This window comes from Achromobacter sp. (genome assembly GCF_032102605.1).
Taxonomy (GTDB): domain Bacteria; phylum Pseudomonadota; class Gammaproteobacteria; order Burkholderiales; family Burkholderiaceae_B; genus Achromobacter.
On sequence record NZ_DAMDGT010000002.1, the window covers coordinates 422,044 to 444,095 of the forward strand.

General features: G+C 65.9%; 23 protein-coding genes. 17 read left to right on the top strand and 6 right to left on the bottom strand.

What is annotated here, in order from left to right:
- The first annotated feature begins 27 nt into the window (after nucleotides 1-27).
- Nucleotides 28-717 (top strand): helix-turn-helix transcriptional regulator, encoded by a 690-nt coding sequence (locus RT614_RS06680; RefSeq protein ID WP_409558430.1) that lies wholly within the window; start codon nucleotides 28-30, stop codon nucleotides 715-717.
- A gap of 68 nt (nucleotides 718-785) precedes the next feature.
- Entirely contained in the window at nucleotides 786-1,196 is a 411-nt protein-coding gene (locus RT614_RS06685) for a VOC family protein (RefSeq protein WP_313621161.1), read from the top strand.
- Nucleotides 1,197-1,232: 36 nt separating this feature from the next.
- Here the strand turns inward: RT614_RS06685 and RT614_RS06690 are convergent, their stop codons facing one another.
- The gene (locus tag RT614_RS06690; RefSeq protein ID WP_313621162.1) at nucleotides 1,233-2,369 is read right to left on the bottom strand and encodes a pyridoxal-phosphate dependent enzyme; all 1,137 of its coding nucleotides are present in this window, start codon (nucleotides 2,367-2,369) and stop codon (nucleotides 1,233-1,235) included.
- A 96-nt stretch (nucleotides 2,370-2,465) separates the two neighbouring features.
- On the opposite strand from RT614_RS06690, the gene RT614_RS06695 reads away from it, so the two are divergent.
- Entirely contained in the window at nucleotides 2,466-3,374 is a 909-nt protein-coding gene (locus RT614_RS06695; protein WP_313621164.1) for a LysR substrate-binding domain-containing protein, read from the top strand.
- Here RT614_RS06695 and RT614_RS06700 read toward each other — a convergent pair.
- Both RT614_RS06700 and kynU read right to left on the bottom strand, forming a co-directional pair.
- Complete coding sequence (locus RT614_RS06700; protein WP_313621165.1) at nucleotides 3,371-4,771, bottom strand: amino acid permease; 1,401 nt, start codon at nucleotides 4,769-4,771, stop codon at nucleotides 3,371-3,373. The genes RT614_RS06695 and RT614_RS06700 overlap by 4 nt on opposite strands.
- 75 nt (nucleotides 4,772-4,846) lie before the next feature.
- Nucleotides 4,847-6,097: a kynureninase gene (gene kynU / locus RT614_RS06705; protein ID WP_313621167.1), complete on the bottom strand. Its 1,251-nt coding sequence runs from the start codon at nucleotides 6,095-6,097 to the stop codon at nucleotides 4,847-4,849.
- Between the two features lie 136 nt (nucleotides 6,098-6,233).
- Here kynU and RT614_RS06710 point away from each other — a divergent pair, with 136 nt between their 5' ends.
- Nucleotides 6,234-6,707: an Lrp/AsnC family transcriptional regulator gene (locus RT614_RS06710; RefSeq protein ID WP_313621168.1), complete on the top strand. Its 474-nt coding sequence runs from the start codon at nucleotides 6,234-6,236 to the stop codon at nucleotides 6,705-6,707.
- A 19-nt stretch (nucleotides 6,708-6,726) separates the two neighbouring features.
- On the opposite strand, the gene trhA is transcribed toward RT614_RS06710, so the two are convergent.
- Nucleotides 6,727-7,356, bottom strand: a complete 630-nt coding sequence (gene trhA / locus RT614_RS06715; RefSeq protein ID WP_313621170.1) for a PAQR family membrane homeostasis protein TrhA — start codon at nucleotides 7,354-7,356, stop codon at nucleotides 6,727-6,729.
- Nucleotides 7,357-7,595: 239 nt separating this feature from the next.
- Here trhA and RT614_RS06720 point away from each other — a divergent pair, with 239 nt between their 5' ends.
- The 3 genes from RT614_RS06720 (at nucleotide 7,596) to RT614_RS06730 (ending at nucleotide 9,895) form a co-directional block, all read left to right on the top strand.
- Nucleotides 7,596-8,378, top strand: coding sequence for an amino acid ABC transporter substrate-binding protein (locus RT614_RS06720; RefSeq protein WP_313621172.1), 783 nt, complete (start codon nucleotides 7,596-7,598; stop codon nucleotides 8,376-8,378).
- Nucleotides 8,379-8,462: 84 nt separating this feature from the next.
- The gene (locus RT614_RS06725; RefSeq protein ID WP_313621568.1) at nucleotides 8,463-9,143 is read left to right on the top strand and encodes an ABC transporter permease subunit; all 681 of its coding nucleotides are present in this window, start codon (nucleotides 8,463-8,465) and stop codon (nucleotides 9,141-9,143) included.
- Nucleotides 9,140-9,895 (top strand): amino acid ABC transporter ATP-binding protein, encoded by a 756-nt coding sequence (locus tag RT614_RS06730; protein ID WP_313621174.1) that lies wholly within the window; start codon nucleotides 9,140-9,142, stop codon nucleotides 9,893-9,895. Before RT614_RS06725 ends, RT614_RS06730 begins: the two co-directional genes overlap by 4 nt.
- A gap of 30 nt (nucleotides 9,896-9,925) precedes the next feature.
- Here the strand turns inward: RT614_RS06730 and RT614_RS06735 are convergent, their stop codons facing one another.
- Nucleotides 9,926-10,639: a peptidoglycan DD-metalloendopeptidase family protein gene (locus RT614_RS06735; RefSeq protein ID WP_313621569.1), complete on the bottom strand. Its 714-nt coding sequence runs from the start codon at nucleotides 10,637-10,639 to the stop codon at nucleotides 9,926-9,928.
- 165 nt (nucleotides 10,640-10,804) lie between these two features.
- On the opposite strand from RT614_RS06735, the gene RT614_RS06740 reads away from it, so the two are divergent.
- The 10 genes from RT614_RS06740 to cyoD all read left to right on the top strand — a co-directional run bounded on the left by RT614_RS06740 (nucleotide 10,805) and on the right by cyoD (nucleotide 19,263).
- On the top strand, nucleotides 10,805-11,227 hold the full coding sequence (locus RT614_RS06740) for a DUF2946 family protein (RefSeq protein WP_313621175.1): 423 nt from the start codon (nucleotides 10,805-10,807) through the stop codon (nucleotides 11,225-11,227).
- A gap of 109 nt (nucleotides 11,228-11,336) precedes the next feature.
- Nucleotides 11,337-11,960 (top strand): SCO family protein, encoded by a 624-nt coding sequence (locus tag RT614_RS06745; RefSeq protein ID WP_313621176.1) that lies wholly within the window; start codon nucleotides 11,337-11,339, stop codon nucleotides 11,958-11,960.
- A gap of 20 nt (nucleotides 11,961-11,980) precedes the next feature.
- Complete coding sequence (locus tag RT614_RS06750; RefSeq protein WP_313621177.1) at nucleotides 11,981-12,487, top strand: copper chaperone PCu(A)C; 507 nt, start codon at nucleotides 11,981-11,983, stop codon at nucleotides 12,485-12,487.
- A 311-nt stretch (nucleotides 12,488-12,798) separates the two neighbouring features.
- Nucleotides 12,799-13,194 (top strand): DUF4148 domain-containing protein, encoded by a 396-nt coding sequence (locus tag RT614_RS06755; RefSeq protein WP_313621179.1) that lies wholly within the window; start codon nucleotides 12,799-12,801, stop codon nucleotides 13,192-13,194.
- 196 nt (nucleotides 13,195-13,390) lie between these two features.
- On the top strand, nucleotides 13,391-14,593 hold the full coding sequence (locus RT614_RS06760) for a HAMP domain-containing histidine kinase (RefSeq protein ID WP_313621181.1): 1,203 nt from the start codon (nucleotides 13,391-13,393) through the stop codon (nucleotides 14,591-14,593).
- 5 nt (nucleotides 14,594-14,598) lie between these two features.
- Nucleotides 14,599-15,150, top strand: coding sequence for a response regulator transcription factor (locus RT614_RS06765; protein WP_313621183.1), 552 nt, complete (start codon nucleotides 14,599-14,601; stop codon nucleotides 15,148-15,150).
- A 257-nt stretch (nucleotides 15,151-15,407) separates the two neighbouring features.
- Nucleotides 15,408-16,316, top strand: coding sequence for a ubiquinol oxidase subunit II (gene cyoA, locus RT614_RS06770; protein WP_313621185.1), 909 nt, complete (start codon nucleotides 15,408-15,410; stop codon nucleotides 16,314-16,316).
- Nucleotides 16,317-16,318: 2 nt separating this feature from the next.
- Entirely contained in the window at nucleotides 16,319-18,295 is a 1,977-nt protein-coding gene (gene cyoB, locus RT614_RS06775; RefSeq protein ID WP_313621187.1) for a cytochrome o ubiquinol oxidase subunit I, read from the top strand.
- A 3-nt stretch (nucleotides 18,296-18,298) separates the two neighbouring features.
- Nucleotides 18,299-18,913 (top strand): cytochrome o ubiquinol oxidase subunit III, encoded by a 615-nt coding sequence (gene cyoC / locus RT614_RS06780; RefSeq protein ID WP_313621188.1) that lies wholly within the window; start codon nucleotides 18,299-18,301, stop codon nucleotides 18,911-18,913.
- Nucleotides 18,913-19,263, top strand: coding sequence for a cytochrome o ubiquinol oxidase subunit IV (cyoD, locus tag RT614_RS06785; RefSeq protein WP_313621189.1), 351 nt, complete (start codon nucleotides 18,913-18,915; stop codon nucleotides 19,261-19,263). Before cyoC ends, cyoD begins: the two co-directional genes overlap by 1 nt.
- A gap of 113 nt (nucleotides 19,264-19,376) precedes the next feature.
- On the opposite strand, the gene RT614_RS06790 is transcribed toward cyoD, so the two are convergent.
- Nucleotides 19,377-21,911, bottom strand: a complete 2,535-nt coding sequence (locus RT614_RS06790; RefSeq protein ID WP_313621191.1) for an ankyrin repeat domain-containing protein — start codon at nucleotides 21,909-21,911, stop codon at nucleotides 19,377-19,379.
- Nucleotides 21,912-22,052 lie beyond the last annotated feature (141 nt).

Below are 22,052 nucleotides of genomic sequence, written 5' to 3' on the forward strand. Positions count from 1 at the left end.
TTGCGGCGAACGACTCTCGCCCGCCCCATGTCCCGCACCGAACGCCTCCTGGACCTGCTCCAGACCCTGCGCCGCCATCGCCTGCCCGTCAGCGGCCAGAAGCTGGCGGCCGAAATGGGCATCAGCCTGCGCACGCTGTACCGCGACATCGCCACCCTGCAATGCCAGGGCGCCGAGATCGAGGGCGAGCCCGGCGTGGGCTATGTGCTGCGGCCCGGATTCATGCTGCCGCCGCTGATGTTCAGCACCGAGGAAATCGAGGCCCTGGTGCTGGGCACACGGTGGGTGGCGGGCCGCTCGGACGAACGCCTGGGCCTGGCCGCGCGCAACGCGCTGGCCAAGATCGGCGCCGTGCTGCCACAGGAACTACGCGACGAACTGGACGCCATTCCGCTGCTGGTGGCGCCCAGTTCGGTCCCGGTCGTCGACCGCATCGACGTCTCCCTGGTCCGCCAGGCCATACGCGCCGAACACAAGCTGGCGATCGCGTACCGCGACGACAAGGGCGCCGAATCCGACCGGGTGATCTGGCCCTTCGCGCTGGGATTTTTCGACAGTGTGCGGATCGTGATGGCCTGGTGCGAACTGCGTGGGGATTTCCGGCACTTCCGCACCGACCGCATCGCCACGCTGGCCGACCAGGGCCGATACCCGAAACGCCGGCACATCCTGCTCAAGGAGTGGCGCGCGATCGACCACTCGCGGGCGACATCCTGAACTCACTACTGCCAAAAACTGACAGTACCCCTCCCTATCATGATCGCGTCAACCACTTGGAGCGCATCATGTCAGACACCAATTTCGTCATCCTGTACGTGGAAAAGCCCCAGGCCAGCGCGGCGTTCTACAGCGCGCTGCTGCAGCGCGCCCCCATCGAAAGCTCGCCCACGTTTGCCCTGTTCGCGCTCGACTCCGGCCTGATGCTGGGCCTGTGGTCGCGCTACACCGTTGCGCCGGCCGCGGCCGGACGCGGCGGCGCCTCGGAACTGGCCTTCACCGTGGCCGACGCCGACGCCGTCAATCAGCGCCACGTCGACTGGAGCCTGCGCGGGCTGCCAATCCTGCAGGCGCCCACCGACATGGACTTCGGGCGGACCTTCGTCGCGCTCGATCCCGACGGCCATCGGCTGCGGGTGTTTGCGCCGGCGGCAACACAGTCCGCCCCGCACGCCGAAAGCACCGCGATGGCGGCTTGAACCACACGCCCCTCAAGCGTCGCGGGCGCCCGCGCTTCAGGCCGGCGCCGCGAACAGGTCCGTCATGAATTGCGTGGACTTGATGCCGGTGCCGGTCAGCAACACCACCGTGCGTTCGCCCGACCGGATCGCACCGCGCGCCAGCAGCGTGTCCAGCGCTGCCGCGGCGGTGGCGCTGGTCGGCTCGGCATACAGGCCGCATGCGGCCAGCTTCTTCACCGCCTCCACGATATCGGCCTCGGGCACCGCCATGGTCTGGCCGCCGCTGACGCGCACGGCCCGCAACACCTCGCGCAGACGCACGGGGTTCCTGATGGCCGTGCCTTCGGCTATCGTCGGCAGCACTTCGCGCGTCACGGGCCCGTCCTCGCCTGCCTGGAAGCTGGCGTCCACCGGCGAACAGTTCAGCGGCTGGGCCACGAACAATCGCGGCAGGCGACTGATCTGCCGGGACGCCAGCAGCTCGGTGAATCCGATGGCGCACCCCAGCACGTTGCTGCCGGCGCCTGCCGGAATCACGATGTTGTCCGGCGCCTGGAATCCAAAGTCCTCCCACAACTCGTAGGCAATGGACTTGGTGCCCTGCAGGAAAAACGGCTGCCAATTGTGGCTGGCGTAGAAAATGTCGCCCGACACGCGCATGGCTTCAGCCTCGGCGTTTTCGCGCGGGCCTTCCACCAGCCGCACGTCCGCGCCGAACGCGCGCATTTGCGCGATCTTGCCGGCGGACGCATGGGCGGGCGCAAAGATGGAGACGTCCATTCCCGCCGCCGCGCCAAACGCCGCCACCGCCGCGCCGCCATTGCCGGAGCTGTCTTCGGCTACGGCCTTGATGCCGATCTGCCTTAGCCACGACAACATGACGGCCGCGCCGCGATCCTTGAAACTGCACGTGGGATTGAACCATTCCAGCTTGAAGTGCGGTCGCAGCGTTCCCCAGGCGCGCTCGACCATCGGCGTGCCGCCCTCGCCCATCGATACCGGACGCGCGATGTCGCGTGGCAAGGCGGCGCTGTAGCGCCACAGCGATCGCTTGCTGGTGTCGATGTCGTACCTCGAGATGCCCCGCAGCGGCGAAATCATCAGGGGTGTCTGCGCGTCGGAACACCAGCGCGGTTCGTCCAGCGCATAGCGGGCGCCGGTCACGGGATCGTAGTAATGCGGATTGGGCATGATGCGAAAAGGAATGCAAAAGCGCCACAGTCTACGAGGCGCCGCAGTCACAGGGTTGCAATATCATGTTGCGGTAGACGCAACGGGAGAACCCGCATGGAACGTGGCGCGCTATGGGAATTCGAGGTGTTCTGCGCTGTCGCCGAACGCCAGAGCTTCGTGCTGGCGGCTCGGGCCCTGGGCGTATCGCCCAGCGCCGTCACGCGGGCCGTGCAGTCGCTGGAACGGCAGGTGGGCGTGCAACTGCTGTTGCGCAGTCACAGCAGCGTGGTGCTGACGCCCCAGGGCGAAAGCTACTACGAATCCGCGCGCGAACTGCTGCGCCTGGAAGCGCGTGCGCGCGAGGCGCTGCACGACGTGCAGGACGGCGCGCGAGGCCGGCTGTGCTTTTCGGCGCCCGACCTTTTGGGCGTGACCCTGCTGCCCGCCGTGCTGCGCCGTTATACAGACCAGCATCCCGGCGTCAGCATCGACGTCACCTACACCGACGAATGGGTGGACCCCATCGCCGAGGGCCTGGACTTCGCCGTGCGGGGCGGATTCCCTGCTTCCAGCGATCTGCTGGGCGCGCGCCTGTGGCCCTATGAACGGCTGCTGTGCGCCAGCCCCGACTATGTGGCGCGCATGGGCTTGCCGCGCGACCCCGACGAACTGGCGGCGCATCGCCTGCTCACCCATACCGGTCCGCGCGTGCTCAAGGACTGGCACCTGCGCGACGGCGAGCGCATCGTCCGCCTGCACACCCGACCGACGGCGCGGGTCAGCAGCGGCAGCGGTCTGATGGCGATGGTGCTGCAAGGCATGGGCATCGCTCGGCTGGCGGATTGGGCCGCGCAGCCCGAGATCGCACGCGGCGCCCTGGTGCGCGTCTGCCCTGCCTATACAGCCACGTCGGCCCAGGGCGCCGCGCCGCAGATGCATGCCGTGTACGCGTCGCGGTCGTTGCCGGCGCGCGCCCGCGCGATGCTGGCCGCCATCAGGGACTGCGCCGGCGGGCAGCGCTAAGGCGCGGTGGCCTTCATCGCCAGCGCCGCGGCGCGCTTTTTGAACAGCAGGTGGTACAGCGCGGCCAGGATCAACAGGAACGGCACGCCGAACAAAAGCGTCATCCGGAACACGCTGGTGAAGTACGTGGTGACCAGAATCGCCAGCATCGCCACCGCGCCCAGCAGCGTCAGCACGGGAAAGCCCGGCATCCGGAACGACAGCGTTGCGCCCCCCTCCCGTACCCAGCGGCGGCGGAAGAAGTAGTGCGTAATGAAGATCATCATCCACGTGAACAGCGCGCCGAACATCGAGATCGCCATCATCAGCGTGAAAGCCGTCTCGGGATACAGCACGTTGAGCACCGTGGCGATGGCGATGCCGCTGGTGGACAACAGCAACGCATTCAGGGGAGTCCCGCTGCGGGTCAGCCGGCCCAGCATCGACGGCGCATGGCCGGCGCGCGACAGGCTGAACATCATGCGCGTGGTGATGTAGAGCTGGCTGTTCATGGCGGACAGCGCGGCCACGAGCACGATGAAGTTGATGACGCCCGCCGCGCCGGGTATGTCCAGAGCCTGCATCACCTTCACGAACGGGCTGCCGTCCTTGCCGGCTTCGTCCCACGGCACGATGGCCAGGATCAGCGCCAGCGTCAGCAGGTAGAACACGACCAGGCGGACGATGGTGGCGCGGAACGCCTGCTTGACCGCGCGTTCCGGGTCTTCGGCCTCTCCGGCCGCCACCGCGATCATCTCCACGCTGAGATAGCTGAAGATGGAGATCACCACGGCGATCCACATGCCCCACACGCCGTTGGGGAAGAACCCGCCGTGCGCGGTGTACAGCGCCGCGCCGTATTGCGGGTTGCCCCACACCACATAGGCGCCCAGGATGATGAAGCCGATGATGGCGCTGATCTTGATGGTGGAAAACCAGTATTCGATCGTGCCGAACGCCTTGACGCTCAGGGCGTTGATCAGGATAAGGGCCGCCGAGAACAGGCATACCCACTGCCAGCCCGGTACGCCGGGAAACCAGAACCCCATGTACTTCGCCACCGCGGTGACTTCGGTGCCCACCGCCAGCACCACGCACGACCAGTACGCATAGCGCACCAGGAAGCCGGCTAGCGGCCCGATGTAGTGTTCCGCGTACGCGCCGAACGAGCCCGACGTGGAATGCGCCACCGTCATCTCGGCCAGGCAGGCCATCAGCAGCAGCGTGATCACGCCGCCGATGGCGTAGCTGATCAGCACGCTGGGGCCGGCAAAGCCGATGGCGAACTTGCTGCCCAGGAACAAGCCGGTGCCGATGGCGCCGCCGATGGCGATCATGCTCATCTGGCCGGACGTCAGGCGCCGTTTCAGCCCCTGCTCGCGTTCGGCGATCCGGCCGAAACCCTTTTGTTGTTGCATTGTCTCCTCCTACTGCGCTCTCTTGATGTTTTATGGCTCGTACGGCCGGCGCGACAAAGGCGTTGCCGCCGCGGCTCAGGTCACGGCAGAGCGTTGCTTGAACTCGGGCTTGTCCCAGCTGCGGCTGTCCAGCACGTCCTTCAGGATGTCGACCGCGTCCCAGACGTCCGCGTAGCCGAAATACAGCGGCGTCAGGCCGAAGCGCAAGACCTCGGGTTCGCGGTAGTCGCCAATCACGCCGCGCGCGATCAGCGCCTGCATCACTTCGAAGCCGTTGGGATGGCGGAAGCTCACGTGGCTGCCGCGGTCGGCATGGGTGCGCGGCGTCACGAGCGTCAGCGGATGGCCGGCGCAACGCGATTCGACCAGTTCGATGAACAGATCGCCCAGCGCCAGCGATTTCTTGCGGACTTCGTCCATGCCGGCGGCGTGCGCGACGTCCAGGCCGCATTCCACCAGCGACAGCGACACGATGGGCTGCGTGCCGCACAGGTAGCGGCGGATGCCGCCGGCGGGCTCGTAGGCCACGGCCATGTCGAACGGACGGGTGTGGCCCCACCAGCCGGATAGCGGCTGCCAGAAGTCCTTGGTGTGACGCGGCGCCACCCAGATGAAGGCGGGCGATCCCGGGCCGCCGTTCAGGTACTTATAGGTGCAACCCACGGCGAAGTCGGCGTTGGCGCCGTTCAGGTCAACGGGCACCGCGCCCGCGGCGTGCGCCAGGTCCCAGATGGCCAGCGCGCCGCGTTCGTGCGCCAGGGCGGTCACCGCGGCCATGTCATGCATCTGCCCGCTGCGATAGTTGACGTGGGACAGCAGCATGACGGCAACGGAGTCGTCCAGCGCGCGGTCCAGCGGCAGGTCGTCGTCGATCAGGCGCATTTCGTAGCCCTGCTGCAGCAGGTCGATCATGCCCTGGATCATGTAGAGATCGGTGGGGAAGTTGTCGCGCTCGGACAGGATGACGCGGCGGGCCGGCTGCTTCTGCTGCTGGATGCGCAGCGCCGCGGCCAGCGCCTTGAAGATGTTCAGCGACGTGGTGTCGGTGACGACCAGTTCGCCTTCGCGCGCGCCAAGCAGGCTGCCCAGCTTGTCGCCCAGGCGCGCCGGCAGTTCGAACCAGCCGGCGGTGTTCCAGCTACGGATCAGGCCCGAGCCCCATTCCTGGCCGATCACCTGCGCGGCGCGGGCGGCGGCGGTCTTGGGCAGCACGCCCAGGGAATTGCCGTCCATGTACAGCACGTTTGGCGGCAGGTCGAATTGGTCTTTCAAGGCGGCCAGGGGATCCTGGCGGTCGGCGTTTACGCAGTCGTCGCGGGTAGTCATGTCAATTCCTTCTGGCGATTTTGCGATACATACTATCAGCGCCCCAAGGCTGATTAATTGCAAAATCAGTCGTGACTAACCCGGGTTTTCCGCATTAAATTGCATACATCGCCTTTTTATCGAATTGGATTGCGCCATGCAGATCGACGCCATAGACCGGCGCATTCTTGCCCGCCTGCAGGAGAACGGTCAACTCAGCAACCAGGACCTGGCCGAACAGGTGGCGCTGTCGCCCTCGGCCTGCCTGCGGCGCGTCCGCGCGCTGGAAGAAGGCGGGCTGATCCGCAACTATCGGGCGGTGCTGGATGCAGAGAAGCTGGGCTTCGAGCTGGAAGCCATCGTCCACGTCTCGCTCGATCAGTCGCGCGCCGGCTGGCACGAGGAATTCCTGGCCGGCATCGCCCTGCACGACGAAATCACGGAAGCCTGCATCGTCACCGGCGCGTCGAACTACATCCTCACGGTGCGCACACGCAACCTGTCGGCCTTCTCGCAGTTCGTCGAGGACAAGCTCAGCAAGCTCGCGGGCGTGCGCGACCTGTGTTCGCATATCGTCATGCGCAAAGTGAAAGACCGCGAAGGCATGCTGCCGCTGGCAGGCTGGCGCTAGCGCCACGCCGCTCGTCGCGTCAGGCCGGCGCGTGCTTCAGAAAGCCGAACACGGTCACGAAGTGGCAGGCCGTGCCGGCCATGACGAACAGATGCCAGATGCCATGCGCATGGCGCCAGCGCTTGTCGTTGACATAGAACAGCGTGCCCGCGGTGTAGATGGCGGCTCCGGCCAGCAGCCACGCCAGCCCGGCCGTGGACAGCGCGCCGGCGATCGGCGCTGCGAACATCACGCCCAGCCAGCCCATGGCCAGGTACAGCGGCAAGGCCGGCGGGGCGCCGCGCGCCCACCATAATTCGCGGCTGATGCCCACAAAGGCCAGCAGCCAGATCGCCACGCCCATCGCGGCGCCCCAGGCATGCTCCACGGGGCCGAACGCCAGCGGCGTGTACGTGCCGGCAATCAGCAGGTAGATGGCGCAGTGGTCCGCCTTGGCCCAGATCGCTTTCCTGCGGCCCTGCGAACAATGGAACAGGACCGACGAGGCATACACGGCGATCATCGACGCGGCGAACACCGCGCAACTGACGATCTGGCGAGTCTCCACGCGCAGTTCGGTTGCGCGCGTAATCAATGCGCCCGACGCCAGCACCGCCAGCGCCAACCCCGCCAGATGCGTCACGCCGTTGAGTCGTTCGCCATCCTGCATACGCGCCCCCTCCCGGCCCCGTGCCGGCGCCTTTCATCATGGCGGCCTTGTGTGACAAAAACGGGACAGCAGCGCGGCGCCAGCGGCGCCAGGCAGGGGTAAGGCTTTATGACCTATGGCTATATTTTTACTATTCCATATGCTTTGTGGAAAAATAGACCGGTTGTTAGAGTGCGGCTACGCCGGAGGGCATTGCAGGCCCACATGCTCTCCACAGTGAACATCCGTGGAGCATTGCCATGAAACTCTTCCGTACGCTTCTCGTCGCCGGCCTCGTCCAGGCCGCCGCCCTGTCCGCCGCCCACGCCCAATCGGGGCTGGACCAGATCAAATCCGCCGGCGTATTCAAGATCGGCACCGAAGGCACCTACGCGCCCTTCACCTTCCACGATGCCTCCGGCCAGCTCACCGGCTTTGACGTCGACATCGGCCGCGCCATCGCCGAACGCCTGGGCGTGAAACCGCAGTTCGTCGAAGGCAAGTGGGACGGCCTGATCGCCGGGCTGGACGCCAAGCGCTACGACGCCGTCATCAACCAGGTCGGCATTACCGACGCGCGACGCGCCAAGTACGATTTCTCCGATCCCTACATCTCGTCCGCCGCCGTGCTGATCGTGCGTGACGACAACACCAGCATCAAGTCCTTCGCCGACCTGAAGGGCAAGAAGTCCGCCAACACGCTGACCAGCAACTTCGGCAAGCTGGCGCAAAGCCACGGCGCCGAAGTGGTGGCCGTGCAGGGCTTCAACGAAGCCATCGACCTGCTGACGTCGGGCCGGGTCGAAGCCACCGTCAACGACAACCTGTCGTTCCTGGACTTCAAGAAGCAGAAGCCCAACGCCCGCGTGAAGATCGCCGCCACCGACAAGACGGCGGAATTCAGCAATTCCGGCGTCCTGATCCGCAAGGGCAACCCGGAACTGCAGGCCGCCATCAACAAGGCCCTGGCCGACATCAAGGCCGACGGCACCTACAAGACCATTTCGGTCAAATACTTCGGCACAGACCTGTCCGCGCAATAAGCGACTGGAGCGCACATGACGCTGCCCACCTGGCTGCACACCGTCCTGCCTGATTGGCTGCTGGCGAAGATAGGCGAATGGTCGGTGCCGGCCTGGGTGCAGCTGATGGCGGATTCGTTCTGGCCGCTGCTGCATGCGGGGCTGGTGTTCACCGTGCCCCTGACGCTGATGTCGTTTGCGCTGGGGCTGGCGCTGGCTTTCGTGGTGGCGCTGATCCGCCTGTTCGGCCCCGCGCCGCTGGTGGCGCTGGTGCGCTTCTATGTATGGCTTATCCGCGGCACGCCGCTGCTGGTCCAGCTTTTCGTGATCTTCTACGGCCTGCCCAGCGTGGGCATCGTGCTGGACCCGCTGCCCGCGGCGCTCATCGGCTTCACGCTGAACGTGGGCGCCTACAACTCCGAAGTGATCCGCGGCGCCATCGAGTCCATCACCAAGGGCCAATGGGAAGCCGCGTATTCGCTCAGCATGACGCGCGGCCAGGCCCTGCGCCGCACCATTCTGCCGCAGGCGGCCCGCGTGGCGGTGCCGCCGCTGTCGAATTCCTTTATCGCGCTGGTGAAGGACACATCGCTGGCTGCCGTGCTGACCGTGCCCGAGATCTTCCAGGCCGCGCAGCGCATTGCCGCCGTCACGTACGAGCCGCTCATCCTCTACACCGAGGCCGCGCTGATCTACCTGGTGTTCAGTTCCGTGCTGTCCGCGGCCCAGGTTCGACTGGAACGCCGCTTCGGCCAGCATGCCGTATTCACCGAGAAGACCCGATGATCCGCCTGGAAAAAATCGAAAAGGCCTTCGGCGGCAATCCCGTGCTCAAGCAGGTGGATGTGCACATCGCCGAAGGCAGCGTCACCGCCCTGATCGGCCCGTCCGGCAGCGGCAAGAGCACGCTGCTGCGCTGCGTGAACCTGCTGGAGGTCCCCGATCGCGGCCGCTTGGAGATCGGACCCGAGACCGTCGATTTCGAACCGGGCCGCAAGCTGGCGCGCGATCAGGTCCAGCGCGTGCGCATGCAGACCGGCATGGTATTCCAGAATTTCCAGCTGTTCCCGCATCAGACAGTGATCGGCAACGTCATGGAAGGCCTGGTCACGGTGCAGAAGTGGCCGGCCGATCGCGCCCGCGCCCGGGCCGAGGAACTGCTGCGCAAGGTCAACATGCTGGAGAAGGCAGACGCCTGGCCGGCGAATCTGTCGGGGGGACAGCAGCAGCGCGTGGCGATTGCCCGCGCGCTGGCGCCGGCTCCACGGGTGCTGCTCTGCGACGAACCGACGTCAGCGCTGGATCCCGGCTTGGCCGCTGAAGTGGTGGACGTGCTGCGCCAGTTGGCCGCCGAGGGCATGACCATGCTGATGGCCACGCACGACCTGCGCCTGGCCGCCAGCGTGTCGCGCGAAGTGGTGTTCTTGCTGGAAGGGGTGGTGGTGGAATCCGGCGACTCCCGGAAGGTGTTCTCGCGCCCCAATGACCCGCGCACGGCGACTTTCGTGTCGACGCTGACGCAGGACGCGGCCATCTAGGCGGGCAGCCGGTGGCGCCCGGCCGCCCCGCTACTTGGACGGCAGCGAACCCGCGGGATCGACCGCCTGGCCGTCGTAGCGCAATTCGAAATACAGCCCCACCTGCTTGCTGTCGCTGTTGCCCATTTCGGCAATCTTCTGCCCCTGCGACACGCGCTGCCCTTCCTTGACCAGCAATTTGCTGTTGTGCGCGTAGATGCTGAGGAAGCTGGCGTTGTGCTTCACGATAACCAGATGCCCGTAGCCGCGCAGGCCGCTGCCTGAATAGGCCACCGTGCCCGGCGCCGCGGACACGACCGGGGTGCCTGCGGCATTGCTGATGACGATGCCGTTCGAGCCCGATCCGTCGTAGCCGCGCGTGACCTTGCCTTGCGCGGGCCAGACCAGCGAGATCGCGCCGGGCGGCGCGGTGCGGCGCTTGCCGGACGACGCGGTCGAACTTTGCGAGGGCTTGGCCTTGGGTTTGGGTTTGCTGCTGGCTTTGCTGGGCGTGGACGTGCGCGCCTGCCCGGCGGGCGGCTCCACCCGCAGCACCTGCCCGACCTCGATCGAATTGGAATTGGACAGCTTGTTCCACCGCACCAGGTCGCTCACGCTGGCCCCTTCCTTGCGCGCGATCTGATACAGCGTGTCGCCTGACTGGACGCGGTAATAGCCCGGCTGGACTTTCGTCGTGCCGCAGGCGGTCAGCAGCAACAGCAGGGCCAACATCAGCGCGCCCAGTCCCAGGCGGGAAAGCCGCATGGCGCGGCGAGGGCCCACTGGAAAGGCGGAAGCGGACAAGGTCGACACCGGCAATGTCGAAACGGACAAGGAAAGCACTGAAACCTGGGGCACTGGGCGGCGTATCGGGACGAAGTGCGTTAAAGGGTACCAAGAAATCGGGAACGCTTGGCATAGAATGCCTGCATGCCGTACACGACCAGCCTCCTTCGCAAGATGCGCGCCATGCGCGGCGAAGCCGTGCTGTGGCTGGCGCTTCTGGCCTTGGCAATGCGCGCGCTGGTTCCCGCGGGCTACATGCCCGACACCCGCGCGCTGCACGACGGCCGGCTTGCGGTCACGTTCTGCTCGGCCGCCGGCGATCTGTCGGTGCGCAGCCTGGCTTTGTCGGTCGATGGCGGCAAGACGGGCCATGACACCGCGGGCACCGGCGCCCAATGTCCGTTCGCCTTGCTCGCACATGTTGCGCCGGCTCCCGCGCCGGCGCTGACGCCTTTGCTGTTGACGGCGGCCGCGCACGCGCCGCACGTTTCCGTCCATCACGCCCTGCCCGTGCAACCGGCCCAGGGCCCACCGCTGGGTTCTCGCGCTCCCCCGCTTCTGGCCTGACTTTGTCCCGAGCCGCCCGCACTGACTGACTAATACAGCAGGTTGCGGCGCGCGGCTCTCGTCGCGCGGCTTTGCCGCGCCCTGCCGACACGTCATTCCAGAGGTTCTCATGCATTCCCTCTTTTCGCGCGCGCCCACCGGCGCGACGCGCGCCGCCGCGCCCGATCCCCGGCGGCGCCTGCTGCTGTCCACCCTTGCCCTGCTGCCGCTTGCGGGCTGCGGCCAGGACGCCCCGCCGCTGAACGGCATGGATCTGTCCGGCATGCCGACCGGCGACTTCGACTTGCAGGACACCGACGGCAAGCAACGCCGGCTGGCCGATTACCGCGGTCATCCCATCATGCTGTTCTTCGGCTTTACCCAGTGCCCGGACATCTGCCCGACGGCGCTGACGCGCGCCGTCGAGATCAAGTCCCTGCTGGGCGCCGACGCGGAAAAGCTGCGCGTCCTGTTCATCACCGTGGATCCCGAGCGCGACACGCCGGAGATCCTGCGCGCATACACCCAGGCCTTCGATCCGGGCTTCGTGGGCCTGCGCGGCACGGCGGAACAGACCCGCGCTGCCGCCCAGGCCTTCAAGGTCTTCTATCAAAAGGTGGCCACCGGCTCGTCCTACACCATGGACCACACCGCGCTGACCTACGTCATCGACGCCCAGGGCAAGCTGCGCCTGGCCCTGCGCCATCAGCAAACCGCCCAGGAAAGCGCGCAAGACCTGCGCACCGTGCTCTGAACCCCGCAAAGGAAACGCTCATGAACAAGATTTCGATCAAATCCCTTGCCGCCGCTGTTGCCTTCGCGGCCGCGCTGGCCGGCTTCACGCATGCAGCCCGGGCGCAGGACGCCGGCCTGACCGTGCAGGACGCCTGGGTGCGCGCGACCGTGCCCAACCAGCACGCGACCGGCGTCTTCATGCGCCTGACGTCCGCCGCGCCGGGCCGGCTGGTTGCGGTGGAGTCGCAGGCGGCCAAGCATGTCGAAGTGCACGAAATGGCGATGCAGGACAACGTCATGAAGATGCGCCAGGTGGCGGGCATCGACCTTCCCGCCGGCCAGCCGGTGGAACTCAAGCCCGGCGGCTATCACGTGATGCTGATCGACCTGGCCGGCCAGATCTCGCCGGGCGACCACGTCAAGCTGACGCTCGTCGTGGAAGATGCCGCGCGCCAGCAGCGTCGGGTGGCGGTGGACGCGGTGGCGCGGCCGTTGAACGCAGCTGCCGCGCCTGCAGCCGGCCATGGTCACGGCCACGGCAACTGACAGGCCTGCGCCGGCAGGCATGAAAACGGAACGCGTCCCCATGAAAGCGGACTGACACCTGTGCTTCATGCCTGAAATACCTTTCGCCTCCGCGCGTGGGTTTTCCGGCAACGCGGCGGCGCACCCCCGGTCCAACCGAAAACACCGGACACAGGGCATTGCGCCGCCGGGCCGCCCCGGCAAGGACGCGCCGCCGCGGCATCCTGCGGGTCCGGTCAGGCATCTTCGCATTCAGGAAATCGTCCGCATGCAGCATCGCGGACGACGGCGCGGCCGCGTCGGCCGCATGACTTGATTGTCAGGAGCATTCCATGAAGACCTTAACCACTACCTTGCTGCTGTGCGCCGGCCTGGCCGCAGCCGGCGCCGCGCAGGCTCAGCCACCGGCCCCAGCGTCGGCCCCGGCGCCGGCCTCTTCCGCGCAGTACCAGCGCGACCTTTACGGCGACTGGCGCGTCGCCTACCCGGCTCCCCCACCCGAGACCGCCAGCCAGGTCAGCGCCGAACTTGCCCAGGCCAAGGCCAACGGCCAATACACCTTCGGCCAGGAAGACTACCCCCCGCCCATCGCGTCCACCCATTCAGAAAGCCGAGCCCAGGTCGAACAGGAACTGCAACAAGCCCAGATGCTGGGCCAGATGGCGTCCGACCAGGAAGACTATCCGCCTCCCGCGATGGCGCACAGCGGCGCCTCCGCCATCCACTGACGGCGTCACATATCAGGGACACATAACCGCCGGCGCCGCCAGCGTCGGTCACCGATTCACCATACAATGCCAGCACATCCGCCGCCCAGGTCCCTGGCGGCAGCCGGCCTCCGCGGCCGCGCCCAGGATGCCAGCGTTCCGCGCAGCCGGGCGCTTGTAACTGCCGGCCGGCTGGCCGGCGCCTCTGTATCTGGATATGCCCGGTAGTTCCGCCTTTTCATTCCTGCGTACCCTCTGCAGCCTGCGCTGGCTCGCCATCGCGGGCCAGGCCGCCACCATCCTGCTGGCCAGCAGCGTGCTGGGCCTGGACCTGCCGCTGGAACCGCTGTGGCTGGGCGTGGGCCTGTTGATCGGCTTCAACGTCTACGCCAGCCTGCGCCTGCGGCATCCGCGCGACCTGTCCCACGCCACGGCGTTCGGCCACCTGTTCGTCGACATGGCGGTGCTGGCCTGGATGGTGGGCTGGAGCGGCGGCATCAGCAATCCGTTCGGCACGATGTTCCTGATCCTGACCGCGCTGGCGGCGCTGGCGTTGCCCCGGAACTGGGCGCTTGCCGCCGCCCTGGCGGGCGTGCTGGGCTACGCCGCCGCCGCGATCTTCGGCCAGCCCCTGCGTGGCGACATCGACACCCACAACCTGCTGCTCTGGGGCCTGGGCGCCAACTTCCTGATTTCCGTGGTCGTCGTGCTGGTCTTCTCGACCCGGCTGGCGGCGGACATGCGCGCCCGCGAGCGTGAACTGGCCCGCCTGCGCGAACGCTTCACCCGCAACGAGGGCATCGTCGCCCTGGCTACCCACGCCGCGGCGATGGCCCACGAGCTGAACACCCCGCTCGCCACCATGACCCTGCTGACGGACGAGATCGCCGCCGAGGTCCACGACGAAGACCTGCGGGCCGACGTCGCCACCCTGAGCCAGCTCCTGGCCCTGTGCCGGGAACGCATCCGCAATCTGGCGGTCCCAACAGCGGTCGATCTGGTGCGCGTCGTCGGACAGTGGCGCCTGATCAGGCCGACCATCGACCTGCAGCGGTCGGGCACGCTGCCGACCAGCCTGCGGGTGGATCCGGCCATCGCCCACCTGCTGCAGGCCCTGCTGAACAACGCGGCCGACGCCGGGGAAGCCGCCGAAGCGCCCCGCGTGGACCTGCATCTGGAATACGGTTATGGCGCGCTGCGCGGAGAAGTCAGGGACTACGGACAGGGATTCGACCCCGACCATACCCTCCTGCCCGCCATCAGCCTGTTCAATAGCGGCAAGCCGGGGGGGCTGGGCGTGGGCCTGGCGCTGTCGCACGCCACCGTCGAACAGATGGGCGGTGAAATGACCATGACCGCGGCCGACGGCGGCGGCACCCGCATCCGCTTTTACCTGCCCCTCGGCAACCCCGGGACCTGAATGTGATGAATGCAAACGATCTTGGCCTGCTGATCGACGACGACGAGCTCTACGTGCGCACCCTGCAGCGCAGTCTGTCGCGTCGCGGCCTGGAAACCCGAACCGCCACGGGCATCGCCGAGGCGCTGCGCGTGGCCGAGGAGATCCGCCCGGCCTTCGCGCTGGTGGACCTGCGCCTGGGCGAGGATTCCGGCCTGACTCTGATCCGCCCCTTGCGCGCCTTGCGCGAAGACATGCGGATCCTGCTGGTCACCGGGTACGCAAGCGTGGCGACCGCCGTCGAAGCCATCAAACGCGGCGCGGACGACTACCTGCCCAAGCCGGCCACGGCGCCCATGATCCTGCGCACGCTGGGGCTGGTGAAGCCAGAAACAGTTACGATCGAAACGACCATGACCCCATTGCACCGCCTAGAATGGGAGCACATCCACCAGGCTCTGCACGAGACCGGCGGCAATGTATCCGCGGCGGCGCGCCTCCTGGGCATGCACCGCCGTTCGCTTCAGCGCAAGCTGGCGAAAAAACCGGGGCCGGAACGAGAGGTCGTCACCGACTGATTTGTGCGGGGCGACACATCTTTACAACACCCCGATGTGCAGGTGCGACATATCGTCGCACCCCACCCTTCCCCCAGGGGCTTCTGCTCCCCTAGGAAAACCCTGAATCTGCCGCCCTTGGGGCAGATTCCTCCCAGGCAATGCGACCTTTCGTCGCAGGCTTGACCGAAATCAAACCGATAGGATGGAGGTTGCTGCCTGGCAGCATTCCAGTCTGCTGCTCTGCAGCATTTTCCACCTTCCATCCAAGGCTGTACGTGAAACACCCCCTCCTTGCGACCCTTACGCGCATTTTTGGCGTCGGCGCGGTCATGCTGCTTGGCGGCTGCAACATGGAAATCCTCTCCCCCAAGGGAGACATCGGCATCCAGGAAAAGACGTTGCTGCTGACGGCGACCGGGCTCATGCTCATCGTCGTTATTCCAGTCCTCGTCATGATCGTGGCTTTTGCCTGGAAATACCGCGCATCCAATACCAAAGCTGACTACCAGCCCAAATGGGCCCACTCCACGGGAATCGAAATCGTGGTCTGGACCGTCCCTTGTATCATCGTGGCGATTCTTGCCGTGATCACCTGGCGCTCCACGCACGCGCTGGATCCCTACAAGCCGCTCGTGTCCGAACACAAACCGGTGACCATCGAGGTGGTTTCGCTGGATTGGAAGTGGCTCTTCATCTACCCCGAATACGACATCGCCACGGTCAACGAGATCGCGTTCCCCGTGGACGTTCCGGTCAACTTCCGAATCACGTCGGCCTCGGTCATGAACTCGTTCTTCATTCCCCAGCTGGGCAGCCAGATCTATTCGATGGCCGGCATGGAGACCAAGCTGCACCTGAACGCGCGCGAAATCGGCACCTATGCCGGCATTTCGGCGAACTACAGCGGCGGCGGCTTCTCGGGCATGCGCTTCAAGGCCCACGCGATGTCGCAGGAAGGGTTCGACAACTGGATCAAGGAAGCCAAGGCTTCGTCCAACGCCCTGACCCCCGAGGTCTACGCGGAACTGACCAAGCGCAGCGAGCGCAATCCGGTTGTGAAGTATTCGTCGGCGCCGCCCGCCATGTTTGACTTCATTCTGGGCAGCACGATGACCAAGATGGCCGGCGTGGACTCCGCCACGTGCACTTCCACGTCGAATAATCTGATCGCAGGAATCAACTAACAATGCTCGGGAAACTCACCCTCGAGGCCATTCCGTACCATGAACCTATCGTCATGGTTACGCTGGCCGCCGTGTGCCTGGGAGGCCTAGCGGTCTTCGGCGCCATCACCTACTTCAAGAAGTGGAAGTACCTGTGGACGGAATGGATCACCTCCGTCGACCACAAGCGCATCGGCGTGATGTACATCATCGTCGCGCTGATCATGCTGCTGCGCGGCTTTGCCGACGCCATCATGATGCGTACCCAGCTGGCCGTTGCGTCAGCCGACTCGGCAGGCTTCCTGCCCCCGCACCACTACGACCAGATCTTCACCGCCCACGGCGTCATCATGATTTTCTTCATGGCGATGCCCTTCATCACCGGGCTGATGAACATCGTGGTGCCGCTGCAGATCGGCGCCCGCGACGTGGCCTACCCGTTCCTGAACTCGCTGAGCTTCTGGCTGTTCGGCGCCGGCGTCGCGCTGATGATGATCTCGCTGTTCGTGGGCGAATTCGCCGCGACCGGCTGGCTCGCCTATCCGCCGCTGTCCGGGTTGGACTACAGCCCAAGCGTGGGGGTGGATTACTACCTCTGGGCACTGCAGATCTCCGGTCTGGGCACAACGCTTAGCGGCATCAACTTCATCGTGACCATCCTGCGCATGCGCGCACCTGGCATGACCCTGATGAAGATGCCGATCTTCACCTGGACCTCGCTGGTCACCAACGTCCTGATCGTCGCCGCCTTCCCCGTGCTGGCCGCGACCCTGGCGCTGCTGACGATGGACCGCTACCTGGGCACGCACTTCTTCACGAACGACGGTGGCGGCAACGTCATGATGTACGTGAACCTGATCTGGATCTGGGGCCACCCCGAGGTCTACATCCTGGTGCTCCCGGCATTCGGCGTGTACTCGGAAATCGTTGCCACGTTCGCCCGCAAGACCCTGTTCGGCTACAAGTCCATGGTCTACGCCACGGCCGCCATCGGCGTGCTGTCGTTCCTGGTCTGGCTGCACCACTTCTTCACCATGGGTGCGGGGGCCAACGTCAATGCCTTCTTCGGCATAGCGACAATGATCATCTCGATCCCGACCGGGGCCAAGATTTTCAACTGGCTGTTCACCATCTACCGCGGCCGCCTGCGCATCACGACGCCGGTGCTGTGGACGCTGGGCTTCATGATCGTGTTCGTCATCGGCGGCATGACCGGCGTGATGCTGGCCATCCCCGGCGTGTCGTTCGTGCTGCACAACAGCCTGTTCCTGATCGCGCACTTCCACAACACCATCATCGGTGGCGTGGTGTTCGGCTGCATCGCCGGCATGATCTACTGGTTCCCGAAGGCGTTCGGCTTCACGCTGAACGAGCGTCTGGGCCGTTACTCGTTCTACTGCTGGTTCGTCGGTTTCTTCATGGCCTTCATGCCCCTGTACATCCTGGGCTTCAAGGGCATGACGCGTCGCCTGAACCACTACGACAACCCCGAATGGCAGCCCTACCTGCTGGTCGCGCTGGCTGGCGCCGCGCTGATCATGCTGGGCATCTGGTTCCTGCTGCAGCAAGTGTTCGTCTCCGTGCGTCAGCGCAAGCAGAACCAGGACGTCACCGGCGATCCCTGGGATGCCCGCACTCTGGAATGGTCGATCTCTTCGCCCGCGCCTTTCTACAACTTCGCCCACGTTCCTCACGTTGATGAGCTGGACCAGTTCTGGGAAGACAAGCAGAGCGGCAAGGCCTACAAGCGCCCGGCCAAGTACGAAGACATCCACATGCCGAGGAACACCGCCGCCGGCGTCTGGATCGGCGCCTTTGGCCTGGTCATGTGCTTTGCGCTGATCTGGCACATCTGGTGGCTGTCGATCGTCGGCTTCGTCGGCATGATCGGTTCGTTCATCGTTCGCGCCTATGACCGCGACGTCGACTACTGGGTCCCGGCCGCGGAAGTCGAACGTATCGAAAACGCTCACTTTGACAAAATGCAGAAGGCCGCCTGAGCCATGATTCAAGCCGTAGCCACTCACCCCCACGCGGGTCACGACGATCACGCGCATCACGACGATGGATCCAAGACCGTTTTCGGTTTCTGGGTCTATCTGATGAGCGACTTGCTGATCTTTTCGGTGCTGTTCGCCACGTTCGCGGTGTTGTCCAACGCCACCGCGGGCGGCCCGACGGGCAAGGAACTGTTCGACCTGAAGTTCGTCCTGGTCGAAACGCTGCTGCTGCTGGTGTCCAGCTTCACCTTCGGCATGGCCAACCTGAACGTGCACGCCAACAACAAGAGCCGCGCCATGGGCTGGCTCATGGTGACGTTCCTGTTCGGCGCGGGCTTCATCGCGATGGAAATCTATGAATTCCATCACCTGATCAGCATCGGCGCCGGTCCTGGCCGCAGCGCGTACCTGTCGGCGTTCTTCACGCTGATCGGCACGCACGGCCTGCACGTCACGTTCGGCCTGATCTGGATCATCGTCCTGCTGGACATGATCCGCCGCCATGGCCTGGACTCGATCAACAAGCGTCGTCTGGCGTGCCTGAGCCTGTTCTGGCACTTCCTGGACATCGTCTGGATCTGCGTCTTCACCTTTGTCTACCTTCTGGGAGCCCTCTGATGTCGCACTCCGCTGCGGCCGCACACGGCCACGACGATCACGCCGCCGACCACGGCAGCCTGAAGTCCTACATCATCGGTTTCGTGCTCTCGCTGCTGCTCACCTTCGGCTCGTTCGGCCTGGTGATGCACGGCGCGCTGTCCCATACCGCCACCGTCATCGGCGTGGTTGCGCTGTGCGTGCTCCAGCTACTGGTGCAGCTGGTGTACTTCCTGCACATGGGCGCCTCGAAGTCGTCCCGCGACAACCTGGCCACGTTTGTCTTCACCGTGATGATCATCGCGATCATCGTCGGCGGTTCGGCCTGGGTGCTGTACAACATGAACGTCAACATGGGCCACGCCATGTAATGACGGCCTGCCGTTGAGGCAAGCAAACAGGCGCCCTCGGGCGCCTGTTTTTTTTGGTGGTGACGGACGGCGAAACGCCGGCGCCTGGAATTGCCGACTTTTCCCGCGCCGGCCTAGCGGGCGGGTCCGGCGACGGCCAGGCTGACGTTCGCGCGCCGCAACAGTTCGGCCGCCGTGACGCCCACGAAAGGCTGCACGCTCGATGCCTGGTTCAGGTCGCAGCCCGCCGCCCCCGCCGCCGCGTCCAGCACGTGCTTCACGGCGCGCCCGCCCGCCGGGCTGAGCGGCCCGTCGTTGCCAAGCTGCCATGCCAGGATGTCGGCCACGGCCATGCCGCAGCGCGCCGGGGTGCGGGGCGCGCCGCCGTGCTGCAAGAGCAGGCCGACCTTCGTCTCCTTCCCCAGGTTGAGCATCGTCACCAGCGGCAGCACTTGCGGCGCGGCCACGCCTTCGATGCGGATATCTGGGTCGCTGCGGTCCGTAGGGTCGGCGCCCGCCTTCAGCCACGCTTCGTACAGATCGTCGGGCAGCCACGGCAGGCTGAGCGGCGCGATGCGGTTGCGCTGCTGGCCCGTCGTGTCGTCGGCGCGCGTCAGCGGCACCCCCGCAGCCAGCAGGCGTTCGGCGGTCGCGCGCAGCCTGGCGCGCTGCGCGTCCCATTCCGATCCGTCTGCATTGGCAGTCGCGCTGGCCGCACCAGCCGCCGCACGTTGCTCTACCCGGTTCCAGACGACGAGCAGGCTGGACAACGGCTCCGGCGTCAGGGGCGCCTGCGGCTTGCGGGCGGCCTGGACCAGCTGGTCCACCAGGGTAGGCTGCAGGTAGCGGACCGCCAGCGACAGCGCTTCATTCAACCCATTGCGTTCAACCACCTCTTTGCCGGCGCCGTACCCACCCACCGCCGGATCGGCGCCATGGGCCAATGCGAACGTGACGCGCTCGGGCACCGCGTATGTCGCGGAAGGCGTCAGGTCGCCGCTCGGGAATTCGCGCAACGCTTCGAGCAGCGGCGTTTCCCACATGGGACTGTTGCCGTAGTACATGCGGATGTACGCGGCATTGACGTCGGCGCCCTTTTCAAGCAGCTTCTCGGCAAACCAGAACTTCTTCGGGCTTTGCATCGCGGCGTGCAGCAGCGTGCGCCCGTTCTTTTCGCGGCCATTCGGGTTGGCGCCCTTTTCCAGCAGATAGACCAGGCTGTCCTTGTCCTCGCCGTAGTAGGAGATGCGCCGCATGAGCAGCGGCGTGCCGTTGGAATCGACCGCATCGACCGGCGCGCCCGCGGCCACCAGCATGTCGGCCAGGGCATAACGCTGATCCGCCGGGCGCGTGTCCTTGCCGTCCGGCAGGGCCCTGGCCAACAGCGAGTATTTATTGTCCGGGCTGTCGGCCTTTGCGCCCGCATCCAGCAGAAGTTTCACGATTCCGGTTTGCTTGCGCGACACGGCGGCCGCCAGCGCCGGCAGCCCGTTTTCGTTGACGCCGTCGGGGTCTTGCCCAGCGGCAAGCTCGGCGCGCACGGCATCCAGATCATCCGCCTGGATCGCCTTGAAGATCGCCAGCCTGGGCCGGCAGACGGCCGCGTCCAGTGACTTCGCATCCAGCGCCGCGCCGATGCGGGCAGCGATGTTGCCGGGTATGGGTTCGTTGGCGGCAATCCGGCGGCTGCAATACAGCCGGTAGTCCTCTCGCGCCAGCGCCTCGTAGTAGGCGCGCTGGTCACGCGCTTTGTCGCGCTGCTTCCAGCGGGCGTCGCCGCGATTCAGATAGGCCGCCGTGCGGGAAGGGTCGCGGCGCAGCACGTCGCTCAGGATGCGGTCCGCCTGCGCCGTGTCGCCCGATTCGGCAAGCCAGAAGCCGTAGTCATTCAGCGCGGTCAGCATTTCCGCGTCCTTGCCGTCCGGGTCGATCTCGCGGTAGTCCTGCTCCATGACGAAGCGGCGCAGATCGGCCAGGGCACGGCTGAACTCGGCGGTCCTGGCGCGCGGAATGGCGCGCGCCACCTGGTGCAAGGTGCGGAAGGTGGCCGTCACATCCGGAGCCGCCTGATGTTCGAAGCGCACTTCGGCCGGAAACGACGGCAATTGGCGCGCATAGTCCTTCAGCGCCGGCCGCAGCACGGCGATCGCCTGCGCCTGGCGCGCCTCGTCCCATGGCCGGCCACTCGTGATGACCGCCATCCGGGCATTCACGATCACCCTGGCGGCCTCGCCCTTGCTGTCCACCAGAAAGCCGCGGGCCTGGCCGTCGTCGGCGCCGTTGTACTCGTAGCTCACCCAGTAAAACGCCTGATCATCGCGCGGCGACCTGACCTGCACCCGCTCTTCTTGCGATGCCTTCCACTGTGCCGGGTCGATCACCAGCGGTTGCGACCGGAAATCCAGCTCGAACGCCTTGCCGTCCCTGACGTACCGATACAGGTACAACCGGTTTTCCATCTGACCGACTAGCACGGCATCCTTGACGTTTTCGGTGCCCCAGGCGCGTCGCTCGGGCTCGCGCAACGGATAGCGCGACAGACGGATGGAGTCGATGACGGCGCCGATGTCGTAGGCGACGGCGGCTGTGGGCGCCGCGGCCATGCCGACAAGCGCCAGCGCAACGGCGCCGAACAGGCGGGACACGGCGGGACGGAAATGGCGAGGCATGCGGGGACGGATCGGCAGGTTGAGAGGAGGCCGATGATACCCGCCCCGGCGCAGGCCTCTCGGGGTAAGTCCCAACGCGGTTTCTTGACGCATGGCAAAAGCGAACCGGGCTTTCGTTATATATTCGCCTTTACACCGTTT